At 52.6% G+C, this 19443-nt stretch carries 20 protein-coding genes and 1 other annotated feature; of the genes, 1 reads left to right on the top strand and 19 read right to left on the bottom strand.

What is annotated here, in order from left to right:
* Positions 1-70 precede the first annotated feature (70 nt).
* From rpmA to BBI15_RS07265, 10 genes are all read right to left on the bottom strand, one after another.
* Positions 71-361, bottom strand: coding sequence for a 50S ribosomal protein L27 (gene rpmA, locus BBI15_RS07310; protein ID WP_068461850.1), 291 nt, complete (start codon positions 359-361; stop codon positions 71-73).
* 12 nt (positions 362-373) lie between these two features.
* Positions 374-703, bottom strand: a complete 330-nt coding sequence (locus tag BBI15_RS07305) for a ribosomal-processing cysteine protease Prp (RefSeq protein ID WP_068868961.1) — start codon at positions 701-703, stop codon at positions 374-376.
* 2 nt (positions 704-705) lie between these two features.
* Entirely contained in the window at positions 706-1014 is a 309-nt protein-coding gene (gene rplU / locus BBI15_RS07300; protein ID WP_068488425.1) for a 50S ribosomal protein L21, read from the bottom strand.
* Positions 1015-1028: 14 nt separating this feature from the next.
* Positions 1029-1102: a sequence feature (ribosomal protein L21 leader region), on the bottom strand.
* 1442 nt (positions 1103-2544) lie between these two features.
* Complete coding sequence (minD, locus tag BBI15_RS07295) at positions 2545-3348, bottom strand: septum site-determining protein MinD (RefSeq protein WP_068868960.1); 804 nt, start codon at positions 3346-3348, stop codon at positions 2545-2547.
* 1 nt (position 3349) lies between these two features.
* Positions 3350-4039, bottom strand: a complete 690-nt coding sequence (gene minC, locus BBI15_RS07290; RefSeq protein ID WP_068868959.1) for a septum site-determining protein MinC — start codon at positions 4037-4039, stop codon at positions 3350-3352.
* On the bottom strand, positions 4039-4569 hold the full coding sequence (gene mreD / locus BBI15_RS07285) for a rod shape-determining protein MreD (protein WP_068868958.1): 531 nt from the start codon (positions 4567-4569) through the stop codon (positions 4039-4041). Before mreD ends, minC begins: the two co-directional genes overlap by 1 nt.
* A complete protein-coding gene (mreC, locus tag BBI15_RS07280) occupies positions 4566-5453 on the bottom strand; it encodes a rod shape-determining protein MreC (RefSeq protein WP_068868957.1) in 888 nt (295 codons plus the stop codon). The genes mreD and mreC overlap by 4 nt, the downstream gene beginning before the upstream one ends.
* A 46-nt stretch (positions 5454-5499) precedes the next feature.
* Positions 5500-6528 (bottom strand): rod shape-determining protein, encoded by a 1029-nt coding sequence (locus BBI15_RS07275; protein WP_068872539.1) that lies wholly within the window; start codon positions 6526-6528, stop codon positions 5500-5502.
* Between the two features lie 94 nt (positions 6529-6622).
* Positions 6623-7315: a RadC family protein gene (gene radC / locus BBI15_RS07270; protein WP_157101634.1), complete on the bottom strand. Its 693-nt coding sequence runs from the start codon at positions 7313-7315 to the stop codon at positions 6623-6625.
* A complete protein-coding gene (locus BBI15_RS07265; protein ID WP_068868955.1) occupies positions 7305-7916 on the bottom strand; it encodes a Maf family protein in 612 nt (203 codons plus the stop codon). The genes radC and BBI15_RS07265 overlap by 11 nt, the downstream gene beginning before the upstream one ends.
* Positions 7917-8295: 379 nt before the next feature.
* On the opposite strand from BBI15_RS07265, the gene BBI15_RS07260 reads away from it, so the two are divergent.
* The gene (locus BBI15_RS07260) at positions 8296-9822 is read left to right on the top strand and encodes an AbgT family transporter (protein WP_068868954.1); all 1527 of its coding nucleotides are present in this window, start codon (positions 8296-8298) and stop codon (positions 9820-9822) included.
* Between the two features lie 248 nt (positions 9823-10070).
* Here the strand turns inward: BBI15_RS07260 and BBI15_RS07255 are convergent, their stop codons facing one another.
* The 9 genes from BBI15_RS07255 to BBI15_RS07215 form a co-directional block, all read right to left on the bottom strand.
* Positions 10071-10826, bottom strand: coding sequence for a prepilin peptidase (locus BBI15_RS07255; RefSeq protein ID WP_068868953.1), 756 nt, complete (start codon positions 10824-10826; stop codon positions 10071-10073).
* Between the two features lie 222 nt (positions 10827-11048).
* Positions 11049-11804 carry a pilus assembly protein PilO gene (locus BBI15_RS07250; protein ID WP_068868952.1) on the bottom strand — a complete coding sequence of 252 codons (756 nt, stop codon included), beginning with the start codon at positions 11802-11804 and terminating at the stop codon, positions 11049-11051.
* Positions 11801-12535: a PilN domain-containing protein gene (locus BBI15_RS07245; RefSeq protein WP_068868951.1), complete on the bottom strand. Its 735-nt coding sequence runs from the start codon at positions 12533-12535 to the stop codon at positions 11801-11803. The genes BBI15_RS07250 and BBI15_RS07245 overlap by 4 nt, the downstream gene beginning before the upstream one ends.
* A 2-nt stretch (positions 12536-12537) precedes the next feature.
* The gene (pilM, locus tag BBI15_RS07240) at positions 12538-13473 is read right to left on the bottom strand and encodes a type IV pilus biogenesis protein PilM (protein ID WP_068868950.1); all 936 of its coding nucleotides are present in this window, start codon (positions 13471-13473) and stop codon (positions 12538-12540) included.
* 25 nt (positions 13474-13498) lie between these two features.
* On the bottom strand, positions 13499-13927 hold the full coding sequence (locus BBI15_RS16755) for a prepilin-type N-terminal cleavage/methylation domain-containing protein (RefSeq protein WP_068868949.1): 429 nt from the start codon (positions 13925-13927) through the stop codon (positions 13499-13501).
* A gap of 134 nt (positions 13928-14061) precedes the next feature.
* A complete protein-coding gene (locus BBI15_RS07230) occupies positions 14062-15273 on the bottom strand; it encodes a type II secretion system F family protein (protein ID WP_068868948.1) in 1212 nt (403 codons plus the stop codon).
* The gene (locus BBI15_RS07225) at positions 15274-16326 is read right to left on the bottom strand and encodes a type IV pilus twitching motility protein PilT (RefSeq protein WP_068868947.1); all 1053 of its coding nucleotides are present in this window, start codon (positions 16324-16326) and stop codon (positions 15274-15276) included.
* A gap of 1 nt (position 16327) precedes the next feature.
* Entirely contained in the window at positions 16328-17986 is a 1659-nt protein-coding gene (locus tag BBI15_RS07220) for a GspE/PulE family protein (protein ID WP_208599452.1), read from the bottom strand.
* Between the two features lie 22 nt (positions 17987-18008).
* Complete coding sequence (locus tag BBI15_RS07215; RefSeq protein ID WP_068868946.1) at positions 18009-19442, bottom strand: G5 domain-containing protein; 1434 nt, start codon at positions 19440-19442, stop codon at positions 18009-18011.
* Position 19443: the final 1 nt, after the last annotated feature.

Raw genomic sequence — 19443 nt, 5'->3', positions numbered from 1 at the left:
CCTGACCGGGTTTTGGGTGGTCTTGTTTCAAAAGAAAAAGGACTGCGAAAGCAGCCCTTTTCGTTTGTTATTAAGCTTCCTGAGCAACCGGGTAGACGCTCACTTTTTTCTTGTCGCGGCCGTAGCGCTCGAAGCGTACTGTTCCGTCGATTTTCGCGAAAAGTGTGTCATCTCCGCCGCGTCCAACGTTCTCGCCTGGATAGATTTTCGTACCGCGTTGACGGTAAAGAATAGATCCGCCAGTTACGATTTGCCCGTCAGCGCGTTTTGCGCCAAGGCGTTTTGATTCCGAATCACGACCGTTCTTCGTTGAACCAACACCTTTTTTGGATGCAAAAAACTGAAGATTTAATTTCAACATATGTCCCACCTCCTAAGCTGTGAAGGTTATTTTTATAAAGTCTGCATATTCGTGTTCAATCGTTTCCAGAGAAATGACCATAGCGCGTACAAGCAGTTGAACCTGCTCATCCGTCTTTTTGTCCATGTTCTCCGGAAAGGCGATTTTCAAAAAACCGCTATCCGCCTGTTCGATGTCCGGTTCAATTCCCGTCAGCTCCATAATGGCGTTCACTGCCCCGAAGGAAACAGCGGAAGCCCCGGCACAGACAAGATCCTTGCCATGTTCGGCAAAATCCGCATGTCCCGACATTTCAAAGCCTTTGATATAGCTGCCGGTTTGATGAATAGTCACCTGGATCATTCTTACAGGTTGATTGCATCAACAGTCAATTTCGTGAATGGCTGACGATGACCTTGTTTTTTGTGGTAGTTCTTTTTCGCTTTGTATTTGAAGACAGTGATTTTCTTGCCGCGGCCCTGTTTTTCAACTTTCGCTGTAACAGTTGCTCCTTCTACGAAAGGAACACCCACTTTAGTATCGTCTCCACCTACAAATAGAACTTTGTCAAATGTTACTGTGTCGCCAGCTTCTGCGTTCACTTTCTCAACGTAGATCTCTTGGCCAGCTTCCACTTTGATTTGTTTTCCACCAGTTTCAATAATTGCGTACATATCCTTGCACCTCCTCTTAGACTAAGACTCGCCTCTCCAGGTGATCTCGCGATGCTTTAAGACCCGGTTCGAGCGGTTGTAGCACGGGTGCGCTACAAACATAACATTAGAATAATATCATGCGGCAGAGACCCGCGTCAACAGGGAACTGAAAAGAGTTGGTGATGAGTTCATTCGATTCCTGGGATTGTGGTCAAAGGAAGGGAATATTGTTTCTTTACTAGCTTGTGATTTTTGGAATGAAGAGTGTGGTGATGTTGCTTGTGTTCGAGTTTGCGTCATTTTGGAGCGTCGCCTCCCGGCTTTGGGTTGGCCTCTTGCCATAAGCCAGAAAGACCGCCTGTCTTACGGTATCGGCTCACCCTGGACGCTGGTCGGCTGGGAGATTTCATTGATTCAGGTTTGTTTAAATAGATCTGCTTCTATAGGCAGTGGCCGGCTAGTGGGGGAATCGCTTTCCTATCTAGTTATGTGATTTGCAGAATGAAGAATGTGGCAATATCGTTTGTGTTCAAATTTTCATCATTTTGGAGCGTCGCCTCCCGGCTTTGGGTTGGCCTCTTGCCATAAGCCAAGAAGAACACTTGTCTTACGGCATCGGCTCACCCTTGGCGCTGGTCGGCTCGGAGATTTCATTGGTTCATTTTCTTTAAACAGATCTGCTTTTATAGTTAGTTGCCGGCTCGTGGGGGAATCGCTTCCTTGTCAGGTTATGCGATTTGCAGAATGAAGTGTGTGGCAATATTGCTTGTGTTCGAGTTTTTGTCATTTTAGAATTCCGCCTCCCTGCTTTGGCTTGGCCTCTCACAATGAGCCAGAAAGAACATCTGTCTCATTGCTTCGGCTCACCCTGGGCGCTGGTCGACTGGAAGATTTCATTGGTTCATGTTTGTTTAGATAGTTCTGCTTCTATAGGTAGTTGCCGGCTCGTGGGGGAATCGCTTCCCTGCTGGCTTATACGATTTGCTACGTAAAGCATGTACAGAGGTTCTAGTTGTTCAATTCTGCTTCACATTGGAATTCCGCCTCCTGGCTTTGGGTTGGCCTCTTGCCATAAGCCAAGAAGAACACTTGTCTTACGGCATCGGCTCACCCTCGGCGCTGGTCGGCTGAAAGATTACGTTGATATGTGTTTGTTCAAACAAATCTGTTTCTGTAGTTAATTTCCGGCTCGTGGGGAAATCGCTTCCCTCTCATGATGTCATGGTTTAGCACTAGTAACGAGCTATGAATAGAAACTTCTGCATCGATAGCTTGTGATGAAATTTTAACTAGATCTCTCACTACAAATAAATTGTGATGCTCTAGAGCTTTCACATGCAACAATGGCTGGAGCGCAGGGCGGTGACTCCTGAGGGATCAGTGGGTATGAGAGACCCCGCAGAGAGCAAAGCGAACGAGGAGGCTCGATTCCCACCCCTCGGAAAGCATCCGCCCGGAGCGCAAGCCAACCACTACAGTTCTCCTTTCTCAAATTCTACAAAACAAAAACGCCACCGCAAATGCAGTGGCGTTTCTACTATAAGAACATTATTTGCTTGAGAAAATGGATTTCAGCTTGCCGAACATGCCGGGTTTTGGCTTGTCCATGGTCATGAGCGGAACCGATTCACCTAGCAGGCGGCGTGCGATGTTGCGGTAGCCGAGCGCTGCCGGGTTCGATGGGTCCATGACGACCGGTTCGCCTTTGTTCGAGCTCGAGATGACACGTTCGTCATCCGGCACGATGCCGAGCAGGTCGATCGATAAATGTGTCGTGATCTCGTTGACATCGAGTGCGTCCCCCGCTTCCATCAAATGCGGGCGGATGCGGTTGATGATGAGTTTCGGCGCTTCCAGGTTTTCCTCCAGCTCAAGCAAGCCGATGATGCGGTCTGCGTCGCGGACGGCCGAAATCTCGGGCGTCGTCACGACGATTGCGCGGTCTGCACCGGCGACGGCGTTCTTATAGCCTTGTTCGATGCCGGCCGGGCAATCGATGATGATGAAATCGTATTCCGTTTTCATCCCTTCGATCAATTCTTTCATCTGCTCCGGGTTGACGTCGTTCTTATCGGCCGTCTGGGCTGCCGGAAGCAGGAATAATTTGTCTTCAAAACGCTTGTCTTTGACAAGTGCCTGGTGGATTTTGCAGCGGCCTTCGAGCACATCGATCAAATCGTAGATGATGCGGTTCTCGAGGCCCAAAATGACATCGAGGTTGCGAAGCCCGATGTCGGTATCGATCAAGCACACTTTTTTGCCTTGAAGAGCCAATGCAGTGCCGAGGTTCGCAGTCGTCGTCGTTTTACCGACGCCTCCCTTGCCTGATGTAATTACGATAGCTTCTCCCACACTAGCTTCCTCCTTTAAACGTAGAAATTTGCGGCCGCAGGAATCTCAGTTCCTGCAAACGGTCAATGATGATCTTGCCGCTGGTATGTAAATAAGCGCATTCCATTTCGGGTTGCTCCGACAAGCTGTCGAGTTCATCGGTCATCGTCTCGAGTTCATCGGCAATCTTCAAATGCGTCGCTTCGAGCCAGGAAGCGGCGATGACCGCTTCCTTGTTGCCGCTAGCGCCTGCGTGGGCAAAGCCCTTGAGGCGGCCGAGCACATAGACGTTGCCGCCCGCTTCGATGCGGCCGTTCTGGTTGACGTCGCCGATGACGACGAGATCGCCTTTTGCCTTGACGACTTGCCCGGAACGGACGATGCCGACATAGGTTTCCGACTGGCGCTCACTGATCATCCGGTTGCATTCTTCGACGGTGACGACATCGCATTTCGTGCCGATCACTTTCATCTTCGAATTGTCGTGGATGACTTTCTTGATTTCTTCCAATTGCCCGTTGCTGTAATGGCGTTTCGCCAATTGGACCTGCACTTCCGCATCCCCTTCGAGCGCAGGGTCGGAAACTTTCTTCTTTAGCTCATCAAGGATTTCCGCATAGGAGGCCATATCATTGAGCTGGATGAGAAGCCCTTTGTTCGTTCCTTTGATATTCACGGTATTTTTCAAAAAACCTGTCACCTGCGCTTTCATTAATATAACCCGAACTTAGTGCCACGCTTTGGATCTTGCGTAACCATCATCGACCTGAACACCCAGCCAAGCAATCCTAAGTACAGGGAGTTGGCGATTAAGGTCGGCCACAATCTGGATGTGAGGAACGTCCCGGCTGGCGCATCGGTCAAGCCGATCAATTGGAAGAACAGGTAAAGTGCCACTTCCATCGCGAGCAGAAGACCAAGTGCCAGCAGCGTTGCCGACAGCAGATTTTGTGGAATCTTTTTGAAAAAGTACGCGGCGATCAGGCAGACGGCCGGATACAGAAAAGAATATAATCCAATAATATCAATGTAAAAGACATCATACAAGAGGCCGAAGAACAAACCGTAAAACAACGCATGGCGCAGTTCGTAGAAAACGGTTAAAAAGACCAGGAATAAAATGAGGAACCGCGGGACGACATAATACAGCGATCCGCCGATCGATAAAGGCGAAAACAAGCCAAAGATCGGTTCGACGAAAAACAGCACAAGGCAGACGATGGGCACGAGAAAGCGGATCATGATTCCTCTTCCTCGTCTTCCGTCATGCCGTTGTCTTCGCCGTCGACTTCCGGCGCGAGCCGGTCTGCGATGACGACATGATTGAGCATCGAGAAATCAGCGGCCGGTTTGACATAGGCGAGTTTCGTCAAGCCGAATTCGTCGATCGTCACTTCCGTGATTTCCCCGATGACGATGCCTTTCGGGAAAATGCCGCCGAGCCCGCTCGAGACGACCTGGTCGCCTTCTTTCAGTTCGACAGAAAAATCGATGCGTTTGAGCAGCAGCTCGCGGCGTTCCGCATCGTAGCCTTCGATCAACCCGAAGACATCATCCTCACCGAGCACCATCGCCGACACACGGTAATTCGGGTTTTGTGTCGTCACCAGTTCTACGGTCGATGTGGTCGGTGTGACGATCGTCACTTTGCCGACCAGGCCACCAGCGGTCATAACGGCCATATTTTCCTTGACGCCGTGGTTGGTGCCGCGGTTCAAGATGATTTTCTCTTCCCATTGATCCGGGTTGCGCGCGATGACGACTGCCTGGATCGGGTTGAATTCACGTAGATCTTCCTCTTTGCCGACCAGTTCCTTCAATTCCTCGTTTTCGGAACGGAGATCGGTCACTTCTGCCTGCACGCCCGCGAATTCCTCAAGGCGCGCTTTCAGCAGGCGGTTTTCTTCAAATGTGTTGATCAGCGAGTCGATATTGTCAAAGACGCCGGTCACGAAATGTGCAGGGCGTGAAAATACCGATTGCCCGGCGCCTACCGCTTCCTTGACGATCTGTTCAGGCAGCGACACTTGGCCGCGGTCCCGGAGCGTCATGGAAATCAAGGCGACGAGCAGGATGACGCCGATCAACAGCAGGATAAGCCGCTTATTCGATAAAAATTGTGGCATATGAGGCCATCCTCCTTATTGATTGGCTCGTTTCGAGCAGTAAAACTCAGCGTCTTTCGATCGCATGGCGGTAACGCCCGAAATCCTCGAGTGCGCGCCCGGTCCCGAGCGCGACACAATCGAGCGGGTCGTCCGCCGTGAAGACGGGCATGCCGACTGCATCCGCGATCACTTTGTCTAGGTTCTTCAGCAATGCCCCGCCGCCCGTCAAGACGATGCCGCGGTCCATGATATCAGACGCGAGCTCAGGCGGCGTCTTCTCGAGCGTGGCTCCTAGGCCGTCGACAATGCGCTTCACGGGCTCTTTCAATGCCTGTTCCATTTCGCGCGCCGTGATCGTCAAGGTTTTCGGGAAGCCGCTCACGAGGTCGCGCCCGCGGATTTCCATATCCAGCTCCGCTTCTTCCTTGCTCAGGACAGCTGCCGTGCCGATGCCCATTTTCAGGTTTTCGGCGGTGCGTTCCCCGATGAGGACATTATAGCGCTTGCGGACATATTGCTGGATCGCTTCGTCCATCTCGTCCCCGCCGACGCGGATCGATTCACTCGATACGATGCCGCCGAGCGAGATGATGGCGACTTCCGCCGTTCCGCCTCCTATATCGACGACCATGCTGCCGACAGGTTCCCAGACCGGCAGCCCTGCGCCGATTGCCGCAGCGAAAGGCTCTTCGATCGTATAGGCTTCCGCCGCCCCGACCGCACGCGCAGCATCCAAAACCGCGCGCTGTTCGATGGATGTCACGCCGTATGGCACACAAATCATCACTTTGCCGCCACGCCATTTGCCAGGCGCTTTGCCCGTCGCTTCGGCGATGCAATGTTTGACCATTGCGAGCGTCGTATCATAATCGGAAATGACGCCATCCTGCATCGGCCGCAGCGCGACGATATTCGCAGGCGTCCTGCCCATCATATCGCGCGCACGCTTTCCGACGGCGACAATTTCATTCGTGCGGGTGTTCTTGATGACGATCGACGGTTCCCGGAGCACGATGCCGCGCCCTTTCAAATAGACGAGCGTGTTCGCCGTCCCGAGGTCGATGCCGATATCTTTTGAAGCAAATCCAAACACATGAATCGGTCCTTTCTTATGTAAACCGGGGGTACCGGCAACAGCTTTGCGCAATACCACCCATTATAGAACATCCGAAAAAAAATATACAGTGCTACATGAACCCCTTTTCTTTCAATGAAGTGAATTGATGGTCACCGATGATGATGTGGTCGAGCAATTCGATGCCGATGATCGAGCCGGCTTCCATCAGCCGTTTCGTGACATCGATGTCTTCAGGGGACGGCGCAGGGTTGCCGGACGGATGATTGTGCGCACAGACGATCGATGCGGCCGAGCGCCGGACCGCTTCGCGGAAGATTTCGCGGGGATGGACGATGGAGGCGTTGAGGCTGCCGACAAAGATGGTCTGCCGGTGCATCACCTGGTTTTTGATGTTGAGGAATAAACAGACGAAATGCTCCTGCTTCAGGGAAGTCATATCGTCCATTAAAAAACTGGCGGCGTCTTTCGGGGAACGGATCGTGAAGCGTTCATCAGTCTGTTTGGAAGCAAGCCTGCGCCCCAGTTCAATGGCGGCGAGCAGCTGGACGGCTTTCGCTTCGCCGATGCCGTTGATGGCGGTCATTTCCTCGATCGCCGCGTGCTTCAGTTCATGGAGATGCTCGAATTGCTTGAGCACCCGGTTCGCGAGATGCAATACCGATTCCTCGCGTGTGCCGGTGCGCAACAGGATCGCGATGAGCTCTTGATTGGACAAGCTCACCGCGCCTTGCTTGATGAGGCGTTCGCGCGGCCGGTCGGCAATGTGGACGTCACGGATCATCATAGCCTGGTCATTTGGCATAATCATGCGCCCCTTCCACTTTCACGTAACCAGCGCGCGTCAATTGCTGGAGCAATTTTGCGACCGGCAAGCCGACGACCGCGTTGTAATCGCCTTCGATTTTTTCGACGAACAAGCCCGACACGGTCTGGATGCCGTACGCTCCCGCTTTGTCATAAGGGTCTTCGGTATCGACATAGGCATCGATCCAAGCGGCAGGCAATTCGTAGAATTTCACCTTGACGCTTTCGTGGAAACACACTTCCTCCGCACCTTGTTGCACGCATACGGCCGTGATGACTTCGTGCGCCTTGCCGGACAGCTTGCGCAAATAGCGGGATGCTTGCTGTCTGTCTTTCGGCTTCAATAAAATCTCTTCTCCCAGCACGACAACGGTATCCGAGCCGATGACCAGCGCTTCGGGGCGGCTTCCGGCAATATCCGCCGCTTTTTGTTCGGCGCATGCGCGGACGTAATCGACCGGTGACTTGAACCCTTGTGGATCCGGTTCCGGTATGTCGCTCGGCACGATGTCGAACGGAATGCCAAGCAAGGCCAGCAATTCCTTACGGCGCGGCGATTGCGACGCCAAGATGAGCGGGTGTTTCGCGGTGAACTTCATGGGAAAGATCCCTCCTTTTTTCAAGCCATCATATCATTATCGAAAAGAAGCGGCAAAATGGTGAAATACTGAATTCGACCAGGAAGGAGCGAATAAATCCCGCTTTTCAAGATAGCGCTTTCACGGATTGGACTGGCTCACTGAAAATTATTATTCACCTTAGATTATTATTCCATGCTCCCTCATCCGCGCCATCATCGCTTTTCCGGGACTTGTCAAACATTATACAAAATTAACGCAATTGGCACTTCCGTAAATTGCTTTTCTTATGTTTCTCAAGGTTTTATAATGGGTAGAGTCTTTAATTTTTTGAAAATTACTATTACACAATAATTTGATAGTCGTTTTCACATTTTTGTTTGAAGGGAGTTTGTCTATTTTGAAAAACCAAAAACGAGGATTTTTCCAAAAATCCCTCGACCGCATCGAAACGATCGGTAATAAACTGCCGCATCCGGTGACTTTGTTCGCAGGCCTTGCGATCATAGTACTCGTGATCTCCGCCATCCTCGCAAACCTCGGCATCTCCGTCGAGCATCCGGGCCAAGAAGGCGAAATCGTGGAAGTGAAGAACTTATTGAACGCTGAAGGCATTCAATACATCTTCGCAAGCATGGTCGATAACTTCATCGGCTTCGCACCGCTCGGCGTCGTGCTCGTCACGATGCTCGGGATCGGGGTCGCGGAACGCACAGGCCTCATCTCTGCCGTGCTGCGTGGATTCGTCTTGTCGATTCCGAAATTCCTGATCACCGGCGGTTTGGTGTTTGCCGGTATCATGTCGAGTGTCGCATCCGATGCTGGATATGTCGTCTTGCCCCCACTCGGCGCAGTGATCTTCATCGCACTCGGGCGCCATCCGCTAGCCGGCCTTGCCGCAGCGTTTGCCGGTGTCTCTGCCGGCTTCTCTGCCAACTTGCTCTTATCCGCAACGGACGCGATGCTCGGGGAACTGACCATCGCAGCCGCTTCGATCATCGACCCGGGCTACGCTGAAGGCATGAATATCGCGATGAACTATTACTTCATCATCGTTTCCGTGTTCTTGTTGACGATCGTCGGCGCTGTCGTAACGGAAAAAGTCGTCGAACCACGCCTTGGCGAATACAAAGGCGAATTCCGCGAAGAAATGACCGGCTTGACGACGCTTGAGAAAAAAGGCTTGCTATGGGCTGGAATCACGGCTCTTGTCGGCGTCATCTTGACAGCCCTTCTCATCGTTCCGGAAAGCGGCGTCTTGCGCGGGGAAGATGGCGGCATCGTCCAATCTCCGTTCATGAGCTCGCTCGTCCCGATCATCACGATCTTGTTCTTCTTGCCGGGCCTTGCATACGGCATCGCCACGAAGAACATCAAGAGCGACAAAGACGTCGCTGCGCAAATGTCTGACACGATGGCGTCGATGGGCGTCTTCATCGTCCTGGCGTTCACTGCCGGACAGTTCGTCGCTTACTTCGCTGAATCGAACATCGGCATGGTGCTCGGCGTCTACGGCGCACAAGCGCTCGAATCCATGAGCCTGACGGGCATCCCGTTGATCATCGGCTTCGTCATCGTCGTTGGGATCATCAATTTGTTCATCGGTTCCGCTTCCGCGAAATGGGCCATGCTTGCACCGGTCTTCGTGCCGATCATGATGCAGCTCGGCTATTCGCCGGAACTGACGCAAATGGCGTACCGCATCGCCGATTCATCGACAAATATCATCACGCCGCTCATGACGTATTTCGCGATCATCATCGCGTTCGCACAGAAATACGACAAGAAAATGGGCATCGGTACATTGATCTCGGTCATGTTCCCGTACTCGATTTTCTTCATGATCTTCTGGACAGCGATGTTGATTGTCTGGATGTTGTTCGGCCTTGATCTTGGGCCGGCTTCACCGATCCGCTATAACGGATAATATAAAAAGCGACAGAACCCATTTGGTTCTGTCGCTTTTTTTATGGATTTAGCGTGTTGATATTCCGCAGAACACCTTCGCTTTCCTACGGGCGAGCGCTGAGCCTCCTCAGTCGCTTCTCGACTTGCGGGGTCTCATCTTTCTCGCTTCCCGCGAGAGTCTCCGGTGTTCTGCTCCATATCTTGTTTATTATTTAAAATACTAATTCATACTTATATCTTTTTTAGATTACATAATAAAATTATAATCTACATAAACAAATTCACATACCAGCCGATAAATTGTTCGCCCCACAAATAGACGAGGACGGCGGATAATGCGATCGACGGGCCGAACGGGATCGGCGTTTTCCGCCCTTGTTTTCTCACCCTCAGCAAAATGATGCCGGCAACCGCGCCGATGAACGAGGCTAAGAACAAGGTCAGCAAAGTCCCCGCCGTCCCGAGCGCGAGCCCGATGACGAAAAACAGCTTGATGTCGCCCCCGCCCATGCCGCCTTTCGATAGCGTCGCAATCAGCAATAACACCGAAAAACCGACAGCGGCGCCAAGCAGCGAATCCCACCACGGATCGAGCGGCACGAACAAGCGCAGCACAAGCAAAACCATCGCAAACGGCAATAATACTTTATCCGGGATGAGCATATAGGCGATGTCGGATACCGTGATGATGACGAGCATCGATACGAACAATAATCCGACGACGAGTTCCGGCGTGAAGCCGAATTTCAGGAACACGGAGGCGAACAACACGGCAGTGATCGCCTCCATCAAAGGATAGACCCAGTGGATGCTAGAGCCGCAGCTTCGGCATTTGCCGCGCAGGAACAGATAGGAAAACACCGGCACGAGGTCAAGTGCCGTCAAGCGCCGCTCGCAAGTCGTGCAATGCGAGGGCGGATAGGCGATCGACTCGTTTTTCGGCACGCGCAAGCCGACGACATTATAGAACGAGCCGAACACCAAGCCGAAGACAGAAGCAAAAACGGAATAGACAGCAATCATAATGTCCCTCTTTTACTAGTAGAATTTGTTAGCTATCAGTACAATTTATATTTCCAGCTTTAAATGTTTCGCAAAACTACCTCGCTTTCCTGCGGGAGTCTCAGCAGCTTTGCTATATAAAGTGTATTTCACTCTGTGATTCAAGATGGTTTGTAATTAAAGCGAAATTATAAATGCAGGATTGCCCAGTAAAAGAAGAAAAGGAAATCGCGATGATTTCCTTCACTCTTCCCCTGATGCACTTTCTTCGACCGTGATCTCGACATCGACGTCCACGTCGGGATCTGTTTCTTCTTCGTCGTCAGCCGCATATTCCGTCCCGTCGTTTGCCGGCAGTGGGTCTTTCTTGTCCGCAGGTGCCGGCGCGTCGATTTTCGGTACGGTGTCTTGAAGCGCGATGAGGTCGGGGCGGTAATACGCCGCGAACGACAGCGTCACTTGCAGGCGTTCGGTTTCTTCGACCACTTCCCGCACTTCCGGATTGGCGCCGAAATTGATCGACTCGATGACGAGAATGCGTTCCATCGTTTCGATTTCGGTAATGAAGTCGGTGATCTGATTATAATCATCCGCAGAAAAAGCGACAGTCGTCTCGACTTCCTTCAAGTTTTCCAAACCTTCGACCGGCACCGGCAATGAAACGTCCGCTTCCGCCAGCTGGATCGCTTCGACTTGCGTTCCGGAGATGAGTTCCGCTTCTTCGATCTGCAGCACCATCAATTCCGACAGCGGATCGATCGATACTTTTTTCTGCAGTTCGAGCGTGCTGAAGGCTTCGCCTTCCGGCAATTCCTTCACTTGCGTCTGCAGCGCCATCAATACGTCGCGTTCCGAGCGCAGCGATTGCTGGGCTTGTTCGCGCGCTTCTTTTGCCGGTGCGTACATGAGAAAATAAGAATAAAACCCAAGGGCAAGCAAGAACAAGACGGCGAGTGCGATGAGCGCTTTTTCTTTTTGGCTTTTCGTCATGCTGCTCATGCGGCTTCATCTCCTGATTGTTCATCGTCCGTCTCGACTTCGACGTCCACTTCTACATCCGTTTCATTCGCTTCTGTTTCCGCGCCCTCTTCCGGCACCTCTGCCGGTTGGGCCGCAGCTTCTGCAGTTTCGCCTTCCGCTGCGTCTTCGCCTTCAACCGGGATGCGTTCATCTTTGAACATTAACGTATAGGTCGCCAAATAACGCGGTTCACTTGGGTCGGTGATTACTTCTTCCCCTTCAGCTTCATCGAAAATTTCCGTCGTGACATTGTCGAGCGTTGCGGACGTAAGCAATTCAGATGATTTCAATTGCGCCAGATAATAGGCCGCTTCTCGTGACGAATCGAACTGGACGACGAGTTGCGCCTGGTCGAGGCCTGTATACGAGAAGGTCTGGAAAAAACCGCGCGCCGGAAGCAAAGAGACGAGTTCTTCCAACAACGGGATCGTATCGAATTGGTAGCTTTCCGCCCACTCGACCGTCGCCTGCAATTGCTGTTCTTCGTTCATGCCTTGCCGCGCTTCGAGTTCGTTGCGGATCTGCGCCTGCTCGGCCATAACGCCTTGCGCCTGGGCCTCGAGTGCCTGCTGCTCGTTCGCCTCGGCTCTTGCCATCATGAAGAACGCCGCCCAAATGATGACCGCCAATAATAAAATCGCGACCGCCGCGATTAAAACAGCTGGCCGGTCGCGCTCTTTTTGTGGGAGTAAATTGATATCGACTAACATGCCTACACCTCTTTCAACGCCAGGCCGATCGCCCGGTTAAAACGCGGCGGCACGGTCTTGCCGTCCGCTTCAATGCCGCCTTTCACGAGCGGCTCAACGTCCAATTGGAAGCGTTCGGACAAGCGCCCGCAAAATGCGTGCCAATCGCCGAACTCGCCGTTGCAGATGACTTTCGTGATGCCTTGTTCGCCTTCGTTCATATTGTAGCGGTAGAAATTGCCGAGCTTTTCGGCTTCCTCCTCGACTGCCGCAAGGAGTTGGGAAGAATCTTCCGGGTCGGCGACGAGCACCTCGAGGTCGACCGGCCGCATGAACATCGGGAAATGCTCATGGAAAATCGATACCGTCATTTTCTTGCCATGCATATCGATGAGCATGATGTGTTCATCTTCCGGGAAATCGTGTTCGAGATACGCCAAGCGGTAAAGCGCGAGCGGCGTAATGTCGGCGACGAGCGGTTTCAGTTTCACACCGTCGAAGACGTCTTCGTAATCTTTAATGACCGACTCTTTCGACGCGATGATGATCGCTTCCGGTTCATCGGAATCCACATGGTAAGGCACTACATCGAACACCGGGTCTTCGAACGGCAGGTACAGAGTGGATCCGATTTCGATAAAGAAATGCCCTTTTAATTCGTCGGCTTCGACGTCTTCGGGGTAAGGGACTTTGCGGATGATAACAAATTCGTCAGGGGCGAGGAATCGGACTGACTTCTTGGAGAGACCCCACTGATCGACCGCCTTACCGAGTTCCACAGCAAGCGCTTCTGGGTCTGCGATTTTGCCGCTGTCCATGATCCCTTTTGGAAGAAATAATTCTTCCGCCTGGATCAAGGACACCGGCTCCGCAGACTTCAACTCAACATAGCGGATTGCATCTTCTTCTATCGTAATCGTCGCTACGCGCGCTTTTTTCTGGAAAAACGGTAAAGCCATTTGATCAGCTCCTAAGTTTGTAAAGTTAGCTTCCGTCACCAGCTGGTGTTGTTGCTGAGCCTAATACTGATCTACCTGCATCAAGCTGCTCTTTTGTAGCAGTCACTGTAAATGATTCACTGCCAGCTGTGCCGGTAAACGTTATAGAGTTTGGAGTTCCTTTTGTAACATTAAAATCTGTAATTTCACCTGTTGTTTCAATATAATTATTAACGTTTGGAGTATCATCAGCAAATGCGGTAGCTCCACCATTTTCCGCAAAATACAAACTTGCAGCAGACAATACATTTTGTGCATCAGCAACTAGTGCATCCTCACGTGAATTCTGAATCAAGTTGCTAATCGCCGGAATCGCAATTGCTGCGATAATCGCGATGATGACGATAACTGCCAAAAGCTCGATCAGCGTCATCCCTTTTTGATCTTTCAATTTCTTTTGCAAGAATTTTTTCATTCTCTTTTCCCCCTATCATTTTGTTAAGTAAGTACCAATTTCAGTACAGCTTAATTATATCAATGGTCGCAGATTACACAATATCTTTTTAATATTTTTTTAGAAATTTTTTCTTTTTATTTTCACTAAAATACCTACAAATTGTCCACATTATTGAACATCTCGAACATCGGCATCATGATGGCCAAGACGATAGTCCCGACAAGCGCCGCCAACACGACGATCATCAAGGGTTCGATCAAGGCTTTCAGGCGGTCGGTTTCCGCTTCGACTTCTTTCTCGTAAAATTCCGCTACTTTGGCAAGCATATGATCGAGCGAGCCGGTCTGTTCGCCGATCGCGATCATATGCGGGATGAGCGGCGGGAAGGCCCAGTGCTGCTTCATCGGCGCCGTTAATGAGCCGCCGCGCTCTAACGAATCGCGTGAAGCCAACAGCACTTTCGACATGACGGCATTACCGACGACTTTCTCGGTCATCGTCATCGCCTGCAGGATCGGCACCGAACTGGTGAACAAGGAACTGAGCGTCCGGGTGAGCCTCGCGAGCGCTGATTTCTGCAGCAGCTTCCCGAAAATCGGGATTTTCAAGACGACGGTATCGAGCACCATGCGCCCTTGCTCGCTACGTTTCATCAGCCAAATCGTACCGGCGAATATCAATCCAAACAAGATAAGCAAATACCAATACTGGACGGTGAACTCACTCGCCCCCATGACGAGTTGCGTGACAAGCGGCAATTCGCCTCCGAAGCCCTGGAACATATCGACGAACATCGGGACGATCGTCGACAACAGGAAAATGACGACGCCGATCGCGAGGATGCCGACGACGACCGGATAGCTCATTGCCGAGATGACTTTCTGCCTCGTCTGGTAGGCTTTGTCGTAATGCGTCGCGAGCCGGTCGAGTGAGTCGTCGATGTTCCCGGACAGTTCTCCGGCACGCACCAAATTGACCGTCAGCGGTTCAAAGATCTTCGGGTATTTGGCCAGTGAATCGGATAAGGAATTCCCTTTTCGCAGCTCCTCCTCGATTTCAGCGAGTGTCTTGCGCAGCTGTTTTGATTCGACTTGCTGGGACAAAATCTTCACCGAATCGACGATCGTGACCCCTGCGCGCATCAAAGTCGAGAACTGGCGCAGGAACATAATGAACTGGTCGCGCTTGACCGGGCTGCCGAAGCTGATATCTTTTTGCAAGGCGCCGACCGGCACTTCGCGGATATCGATAACACGTATGCCTTCTTCACGCAGTTTCTGCACCGCTTCGCGCCGGTTGGCTGATGTGACGTAGCCGGCACGGATCTTTTTCCGGTCACGGCCTTCGTATTTAAAGCGCGCCACTTACTCTTCGCCTCCGATCAAATAAGGCGCCGCGATCTGTTTCGTGATGCGTCCTTTATTGAGCAAGTCCTGGACGGAGGTCTGCATGAGATGCATGCCCGCCGCCCGGTTCGTCAGGATGACGTTCGGGATCTGGTGGACTTTCTCGGTGCGGATCAAGTTCGCGATCGCCGTGTTGTGGATCATGATCTCGGTCGCGGCAACGCGCCCTTTGCCGTCCGCCGTCGGAAGCAGGCGCTGCGAGATGACCGCTTTCAGGATGCCGCCGAGCTGCGTGCGGATCTGGGCGTGCTGTTCCGGTGGAAAGACGTCGATGATCCGTTCAACGGTCGAGGCGGCGCTCGAGGTGTGGAGCGTCCCCATGACCAAGTGGCCGGTTTCCGCTGCGGTGATTGCGGTCGTGATCGTCTCGAGGTCACGCATCTCACCGACCAAAATGACGTCCGGATCCTGGCGCAGTGCTGCGCGCAAGCCGTTGGCGAATGATTTCGTGTCGAATCCGACTTCGCGCTGGTCGATGACCGATGAACCGTGCTTATGCATATACTCGATCGGGTCTTCGAGCGTGATGATGTGCTTCGTCAAATGTTCATTCATATGGCGGATCATCGCCGCCAAAGTCGTCGATTTCCCGGAACCGGTCGGGCCGGTGACGAGGATCAGGCCTTGGTGCGTGTCGGCCAGTTTCTTTAAAGTATCCGGCATTTTCAGATCATCGATCGATGGGATGACCGTCGGGATGGTCCGGAACGCATGGGAGATGGATCCGCGCTGGTGGAATGAGTTGACGCGGAAACGGGCGACGCCAGGAATCGAGTAGGAATAATCCATCTCGCCTTTTTGCAGGAACGTGTCCCACAGGCTTTCCGGCATCAAGGCTTTCGCGATTGATTCGGTATCTTCCGGCAACAGTCGCTCCTCCCCGAAGCGCTTGAGCGATCCGTGCATGCGGAATACCGGCGGGATGCCGGTCGTCATATGGATATCGGAGACGCCCAGTTCACGCGCCGCGGTCAATACTTTATCGATAAAATCAATAGCGGTTTCTGTCATATTAGTCACTCATGGCAACGCGGAGCACTTCTTCCGTCGTCGTCATGCCCTCCTTTACTTTTAATAAGCCGTCATCAATGAGGAAAATCGTCTTGTTGGCGATGGCGATCTTGCGGATCTCTGCAGCCGAGCCGCCGCGGTTGATGACATCTTTCATCGCATCATCGACGACGAGCACTTCGTGGATCGCCATGCGCCCTTTATAGCCGCTCATATTGCATTGCGGGCAGCCGGCGCCTCTTGAAATGGTGTCGATCGACAAGCCCCTTTTCGCGAAGATCTCTTTTTCGCGCACACTGGCGGGCTGGGTTTCCCGGCAATCACGGCACACGCGGCGGATCAGGCGCTGGGCGATGACCGCATTGAGTGATGCCGTGACGAGAAACGGTTCGATGCCCATATCCATCAGGCGCGTGATCGAGGCGATCGAGTCATTCGTGTGGATCGTGCTGAGCACCAAATGGCCGGTCAGCGAGGCGCGGATTGAGATGTCCGCCGTTTCCTTGTCGCGGATCTCCCCGACCATGACGATATCCGGATCCTGGCGCAAGATCGAGCGCAATCCGGCGGCGAAGCTAAGTCCGACATTGGCGTTCACTTGGATCTGGTTGATGCCTTCCAATTGATACTCGACCGGGTCTTCGACGGTGATGATGTTCACTTCTTCGGAATTGAGTTTATTGAGCGCTGCATACAATGTAGAGGATTTCCCGGAACCGGTCGGGCCGGAAATCAGGACGATGCCGTTCGGTTTCTCGATTTCCCGCATGAAGCGTTCCATATTGAGCTCGTTGAAACCCAGTTTCGAGATATCGGTCAAGTTCTGGCTCAAGTCCAGAATCCGCATGACGATTTTCTCCCCGAACACCGTCGGCAAGGACGACACGCGCAAATCGATCGCCCGGAAGTCGACGGTCGTCTTGATGCGGCCGTCTTGCGGGATGCGGTTTTCGGTGATGTCGAGATTGGCGAGGATCTTGATGCGCGCTGTCACCATTTGCTGCATCGATTTCGGCAATACCCGTTCGGTCCTAAGCGTCCCATCAATCCGGTAACGCACTAATAATTTGCTTTCGTGCGGGTCGAGATGGACGTCGGATGCCTTCATCGCGACCGCGTTCGACAGCAGCTGATTGACAAGCCGCACGATCGGCGCATCGAGGTCGGTCAGTGCATCTTCCTTGTCCTCCTTGGCATCCGGCAGTTCCTCCAGCAGCTCATCATAGGATTCCTCTTCGTAATACTTGGCAATCGTTTTCATGATGTCTTCTTTGGAGGCGATCGTCGGCTCGATCTGGAAGCCGGTCGCCAGGCGCAAATCATCGATCGTGATGAAATCGGTCGGGTCGGTCATCGCGATGAACAACCGGTCGCCTTCCGTCTTGAGCGGCACCAGCAATTTGCGCTTCGCGAATTCCTTCGGCACGACATTGAACAGCATCGGGTCGAATGGATAGCGGAACAGCGAGACATGCGGAATGCCGAGCTGCACTTCGAGCGTTTCGATCAATTGCTGTTCGGTGATGAGCCCGCGCGACAGGAGCGCATCCCCGAGTTTCTGGTCATTCTGTTTCGTATCGAGCGTCCCTTGCAGATCTGCTTGCGTCAATAATCCTTGCTCGACGAGAATATCGCCGAGCCGTCTCCGTTGTATCGCCATTCAAATCCCCCTTGCTGCGTCGTTACTTGCTGACCCGGTTGCCGCCTTTATCGTATACGGCTTCTTTATCTTTCTGGTCGCCGTCTTCATCGCGATCGGTTTCGATCTCGTTATCGTCATTCGTTTCGGTTCCGGTTCCGGAACCTTGCCCTGAGCCGCCCGTTTCGCCGCTTCTGCCATCTTCACTTCCAGATGGGGTGCCGCTTTCCGGATTTTGTTCTGCCGGGTCGTGGACGCCATTATCATTTTCGTCCACAAACCCTTCATCTCCTGGCTGTGGCACGGGCTGGCCGTCCGCATCCGTCGCCGGCGCTTCAGGCACTTTGAGCGGATATACTTCGATGCGGTGGATCGGCGGGTAGAAATCGCTCGACACCGGCTCGACGCTTACTTCCTTGCCGTCCTCGACGATGGTCTTGACGACTTCGATGCGCTTGCCGTCGCGGCCTTGTTCCTTCACTTTCTTGCCGCTCGAGACGAACGCGCTGTACTGCTTGATCAAACGCGGTTCGACTTCCTTATCGCTTGCCGCGGAAATGAAATATTCGTTGACGAACGGCTGCCCGTGGATCGATGCAACCAGTTTGCCGTTCTCGATATAGACGTTCAATGTAAAAGAGCTCGCATTCGGGTTCGAGAACGCAAAATCGACTCCGAGTGAGCGGTTGATTGCCGCTTCTTCCCCCGCGGGCACATTTTTCGGCACTTGTTCCCCGATGCTGCGCTGTTCGATGAGGAAATTCGTCCGCAGCACGGCCCCATAAATGGCGGAAGCGATTTCCGTCAATTCCGCATCCGTTGCATCGAGCAATGCCACTTCTTCCAATCTGGGCAGGAAGTTGAATTGTTCATTCGGCGCGATGACCGTCCCGTCGAGCGCCTCGATGATTTCTCTTGCGGAGCCGCTTTCGATATCATGTGAAAAGCTCGACTCGGCGACGGTGACCTGTGGCATCTGGAGCGAATCGCTGCTGATGTCGACACGCGTTACCGACTGCCCGCCTTCAAGTGCGGTTTCGAGCTGCTGGTGGATACTGGCGATGTCCGCTTCCGTAAACGGCACATCGGTGAATTGCTTTTTCAGGAACGAGCGCGTCGTCGTTTCGGATAGATCGAAAACGAAATCATTCTGCGCGCCGCTCTGTGCCCTTTCCAAAGTTTCATCGAGTGAGATTTTCACGTCTTTGAGCGGATACTTCGCCGTTGCATCCAAATAGCTGACATGCAGTTCCGAAGATTCACGGATGGCGGAAGCCTGGCTTAAGAACAGGGTCTTGGCATCGGCGACTTCCATATTCGATACATCGGTCGTGCCTATATAGGTGTAATCGCCGTATTCAGCCGACGGAAACACCCATTCATCCACCGCATATGCGCCGGCATTGGCTGTCCCGAAGACCACAAGGGCGGCACCGAATACGCCACCGAACACTTTTCCGAATTGCTTATTGTCCATC

The organism is Planococcus plakortidis (genome assembly GCF_001687605.2).
In the GTDB taxonomy this organism is placed as follows: domain Bacteria; phylum Bacillota; class Bacilli; order Bacillales_A; family Planococcaceae; genus Planococcus; species Planococcus plakortidis.
Note: the sequence above shows the minus strand (reverse complement) of the source record. Positions and strands in the feature narration are given on the sequence as shown.

What these genes read in the sequence shown, in the direction of transcription:
- rpmA (WP_068461850.1), bottom strand. Translation starts at nt 361, where the DNA reads ATGTTGAAATTAAATCTTCAGTTTTTTGCATCCAAAAAAGGTGTTGGT.
- BBI15_RS07305 (WP_068868961.1), bottom strand. Translation starts at nt 703, where the DNA reads ATGATCCAGGTGACTATTCATCAAACCGGCAGCTATATCAAAGGCTTT.
- rplU (WP_068488425.1), bottom strand. Translation starts at nt 1,014, where the DNA reads ATGTACGCAATTATTGAAACTGGTGGAAAACAAATCAAAGTGGAAGCT.
- minC (WP_068868959.1), bottom strand. Translation starts at nt 4,039, where the DNA reads ATGAAAGCGCAGGTGACAGGTTTTTTGAAAAATACCGTGAATATCAAA.
- mreD (WP_068868958.1), bottom strand. Translation starts at nt 4,569, where the DNA reads ATGATCCGCTTTCTCGTGCCCATCGTCTGCCTTGTGCTGTTTTTCGTC.
- mreC (WP_068868957.1), bottom strand. Translation starts at nt 5,453, where the DNA reads ATGCCACAATTTTTATCGAATAAGCGGCTTATCCTGCTGTTGATCGGC.
- radC (WP_157101634.1), bottom strand. Translation starts at nt 7,315, where the DNA reads ATGCCAAATGACCAGGCTATGATGATCCGTGACGTCCACATTGCCGAC.
- BBI15_RS07265 (WP_068868955.1), bottom strand. Translation starts at nt 7,916, where the DNA reads ATGAAGTTCACCGCGAAACACCCGCTCATCTTGGCGTCGCAATCGCCG.
- BBI15_RS07255 (WP_068868953.1), bottom strand. Translation starts at nt 10,826, where the DNA reads ATGATTGCTGTCTATTCCGTTTTTGCTTCTGTCTTCGGCTTGGTGTTC.
- BBI15_RS07250 (WP_068868952.1), bottom strand. Translation starts at nt 11,804, where the DNA reads ATGAGCAGCATGACGAAAAGCCAAAAAGAAAAAGCGCTCATCGCACTC.
- BBI15_RS07245 (WP_068868951.1), bottom strand. Translation starts at nt 12,535, where the DNA reads ATGTTAGTCGATATCAATTTACTCCCACAAAAAGAGCGCGACCGGCCA.
- pilM (WP_068868950.1), bottom strand. Translation starts at nt 13,473, where the DNA reads ATGGCTTTACCGTTTTTCCAGAAAAAAGCGCGCGTAGCGACGATTACG.
- BBI15_RS16755 (WP_068868949.1), bottom strand. Translation starts at nt 13,927, where the DNA reads ATGAAAAAATTCTTGCAAAAGAAATTGAAAGATCAAAAAGGGATGACG.
- BBI15_RS07225 (WP_068868947.1), bottom strand. Translation starts at nt 16,326, where the DNA reads ATGACAGAAACCGCTATTGATTTTATCGATAAAGTATTGACCGCGGCG.
- BBI15_RS07220 (WP_208599452.1), bottom strand. Translation starts at nt 17,986, where the DNA reads ATGGCGATACAACGGAGACGGCTCGGCGATATTCTCGTCGAGCAAGGA.
- BBI15_RS07215 (WP_068868946.1), bottom strand. Translation starts at nt 19,442, where the DNA reads ATGGACAATAAGCAATTCGGAAAAGTGTTCGGTGGCGTATTCGGTGCC.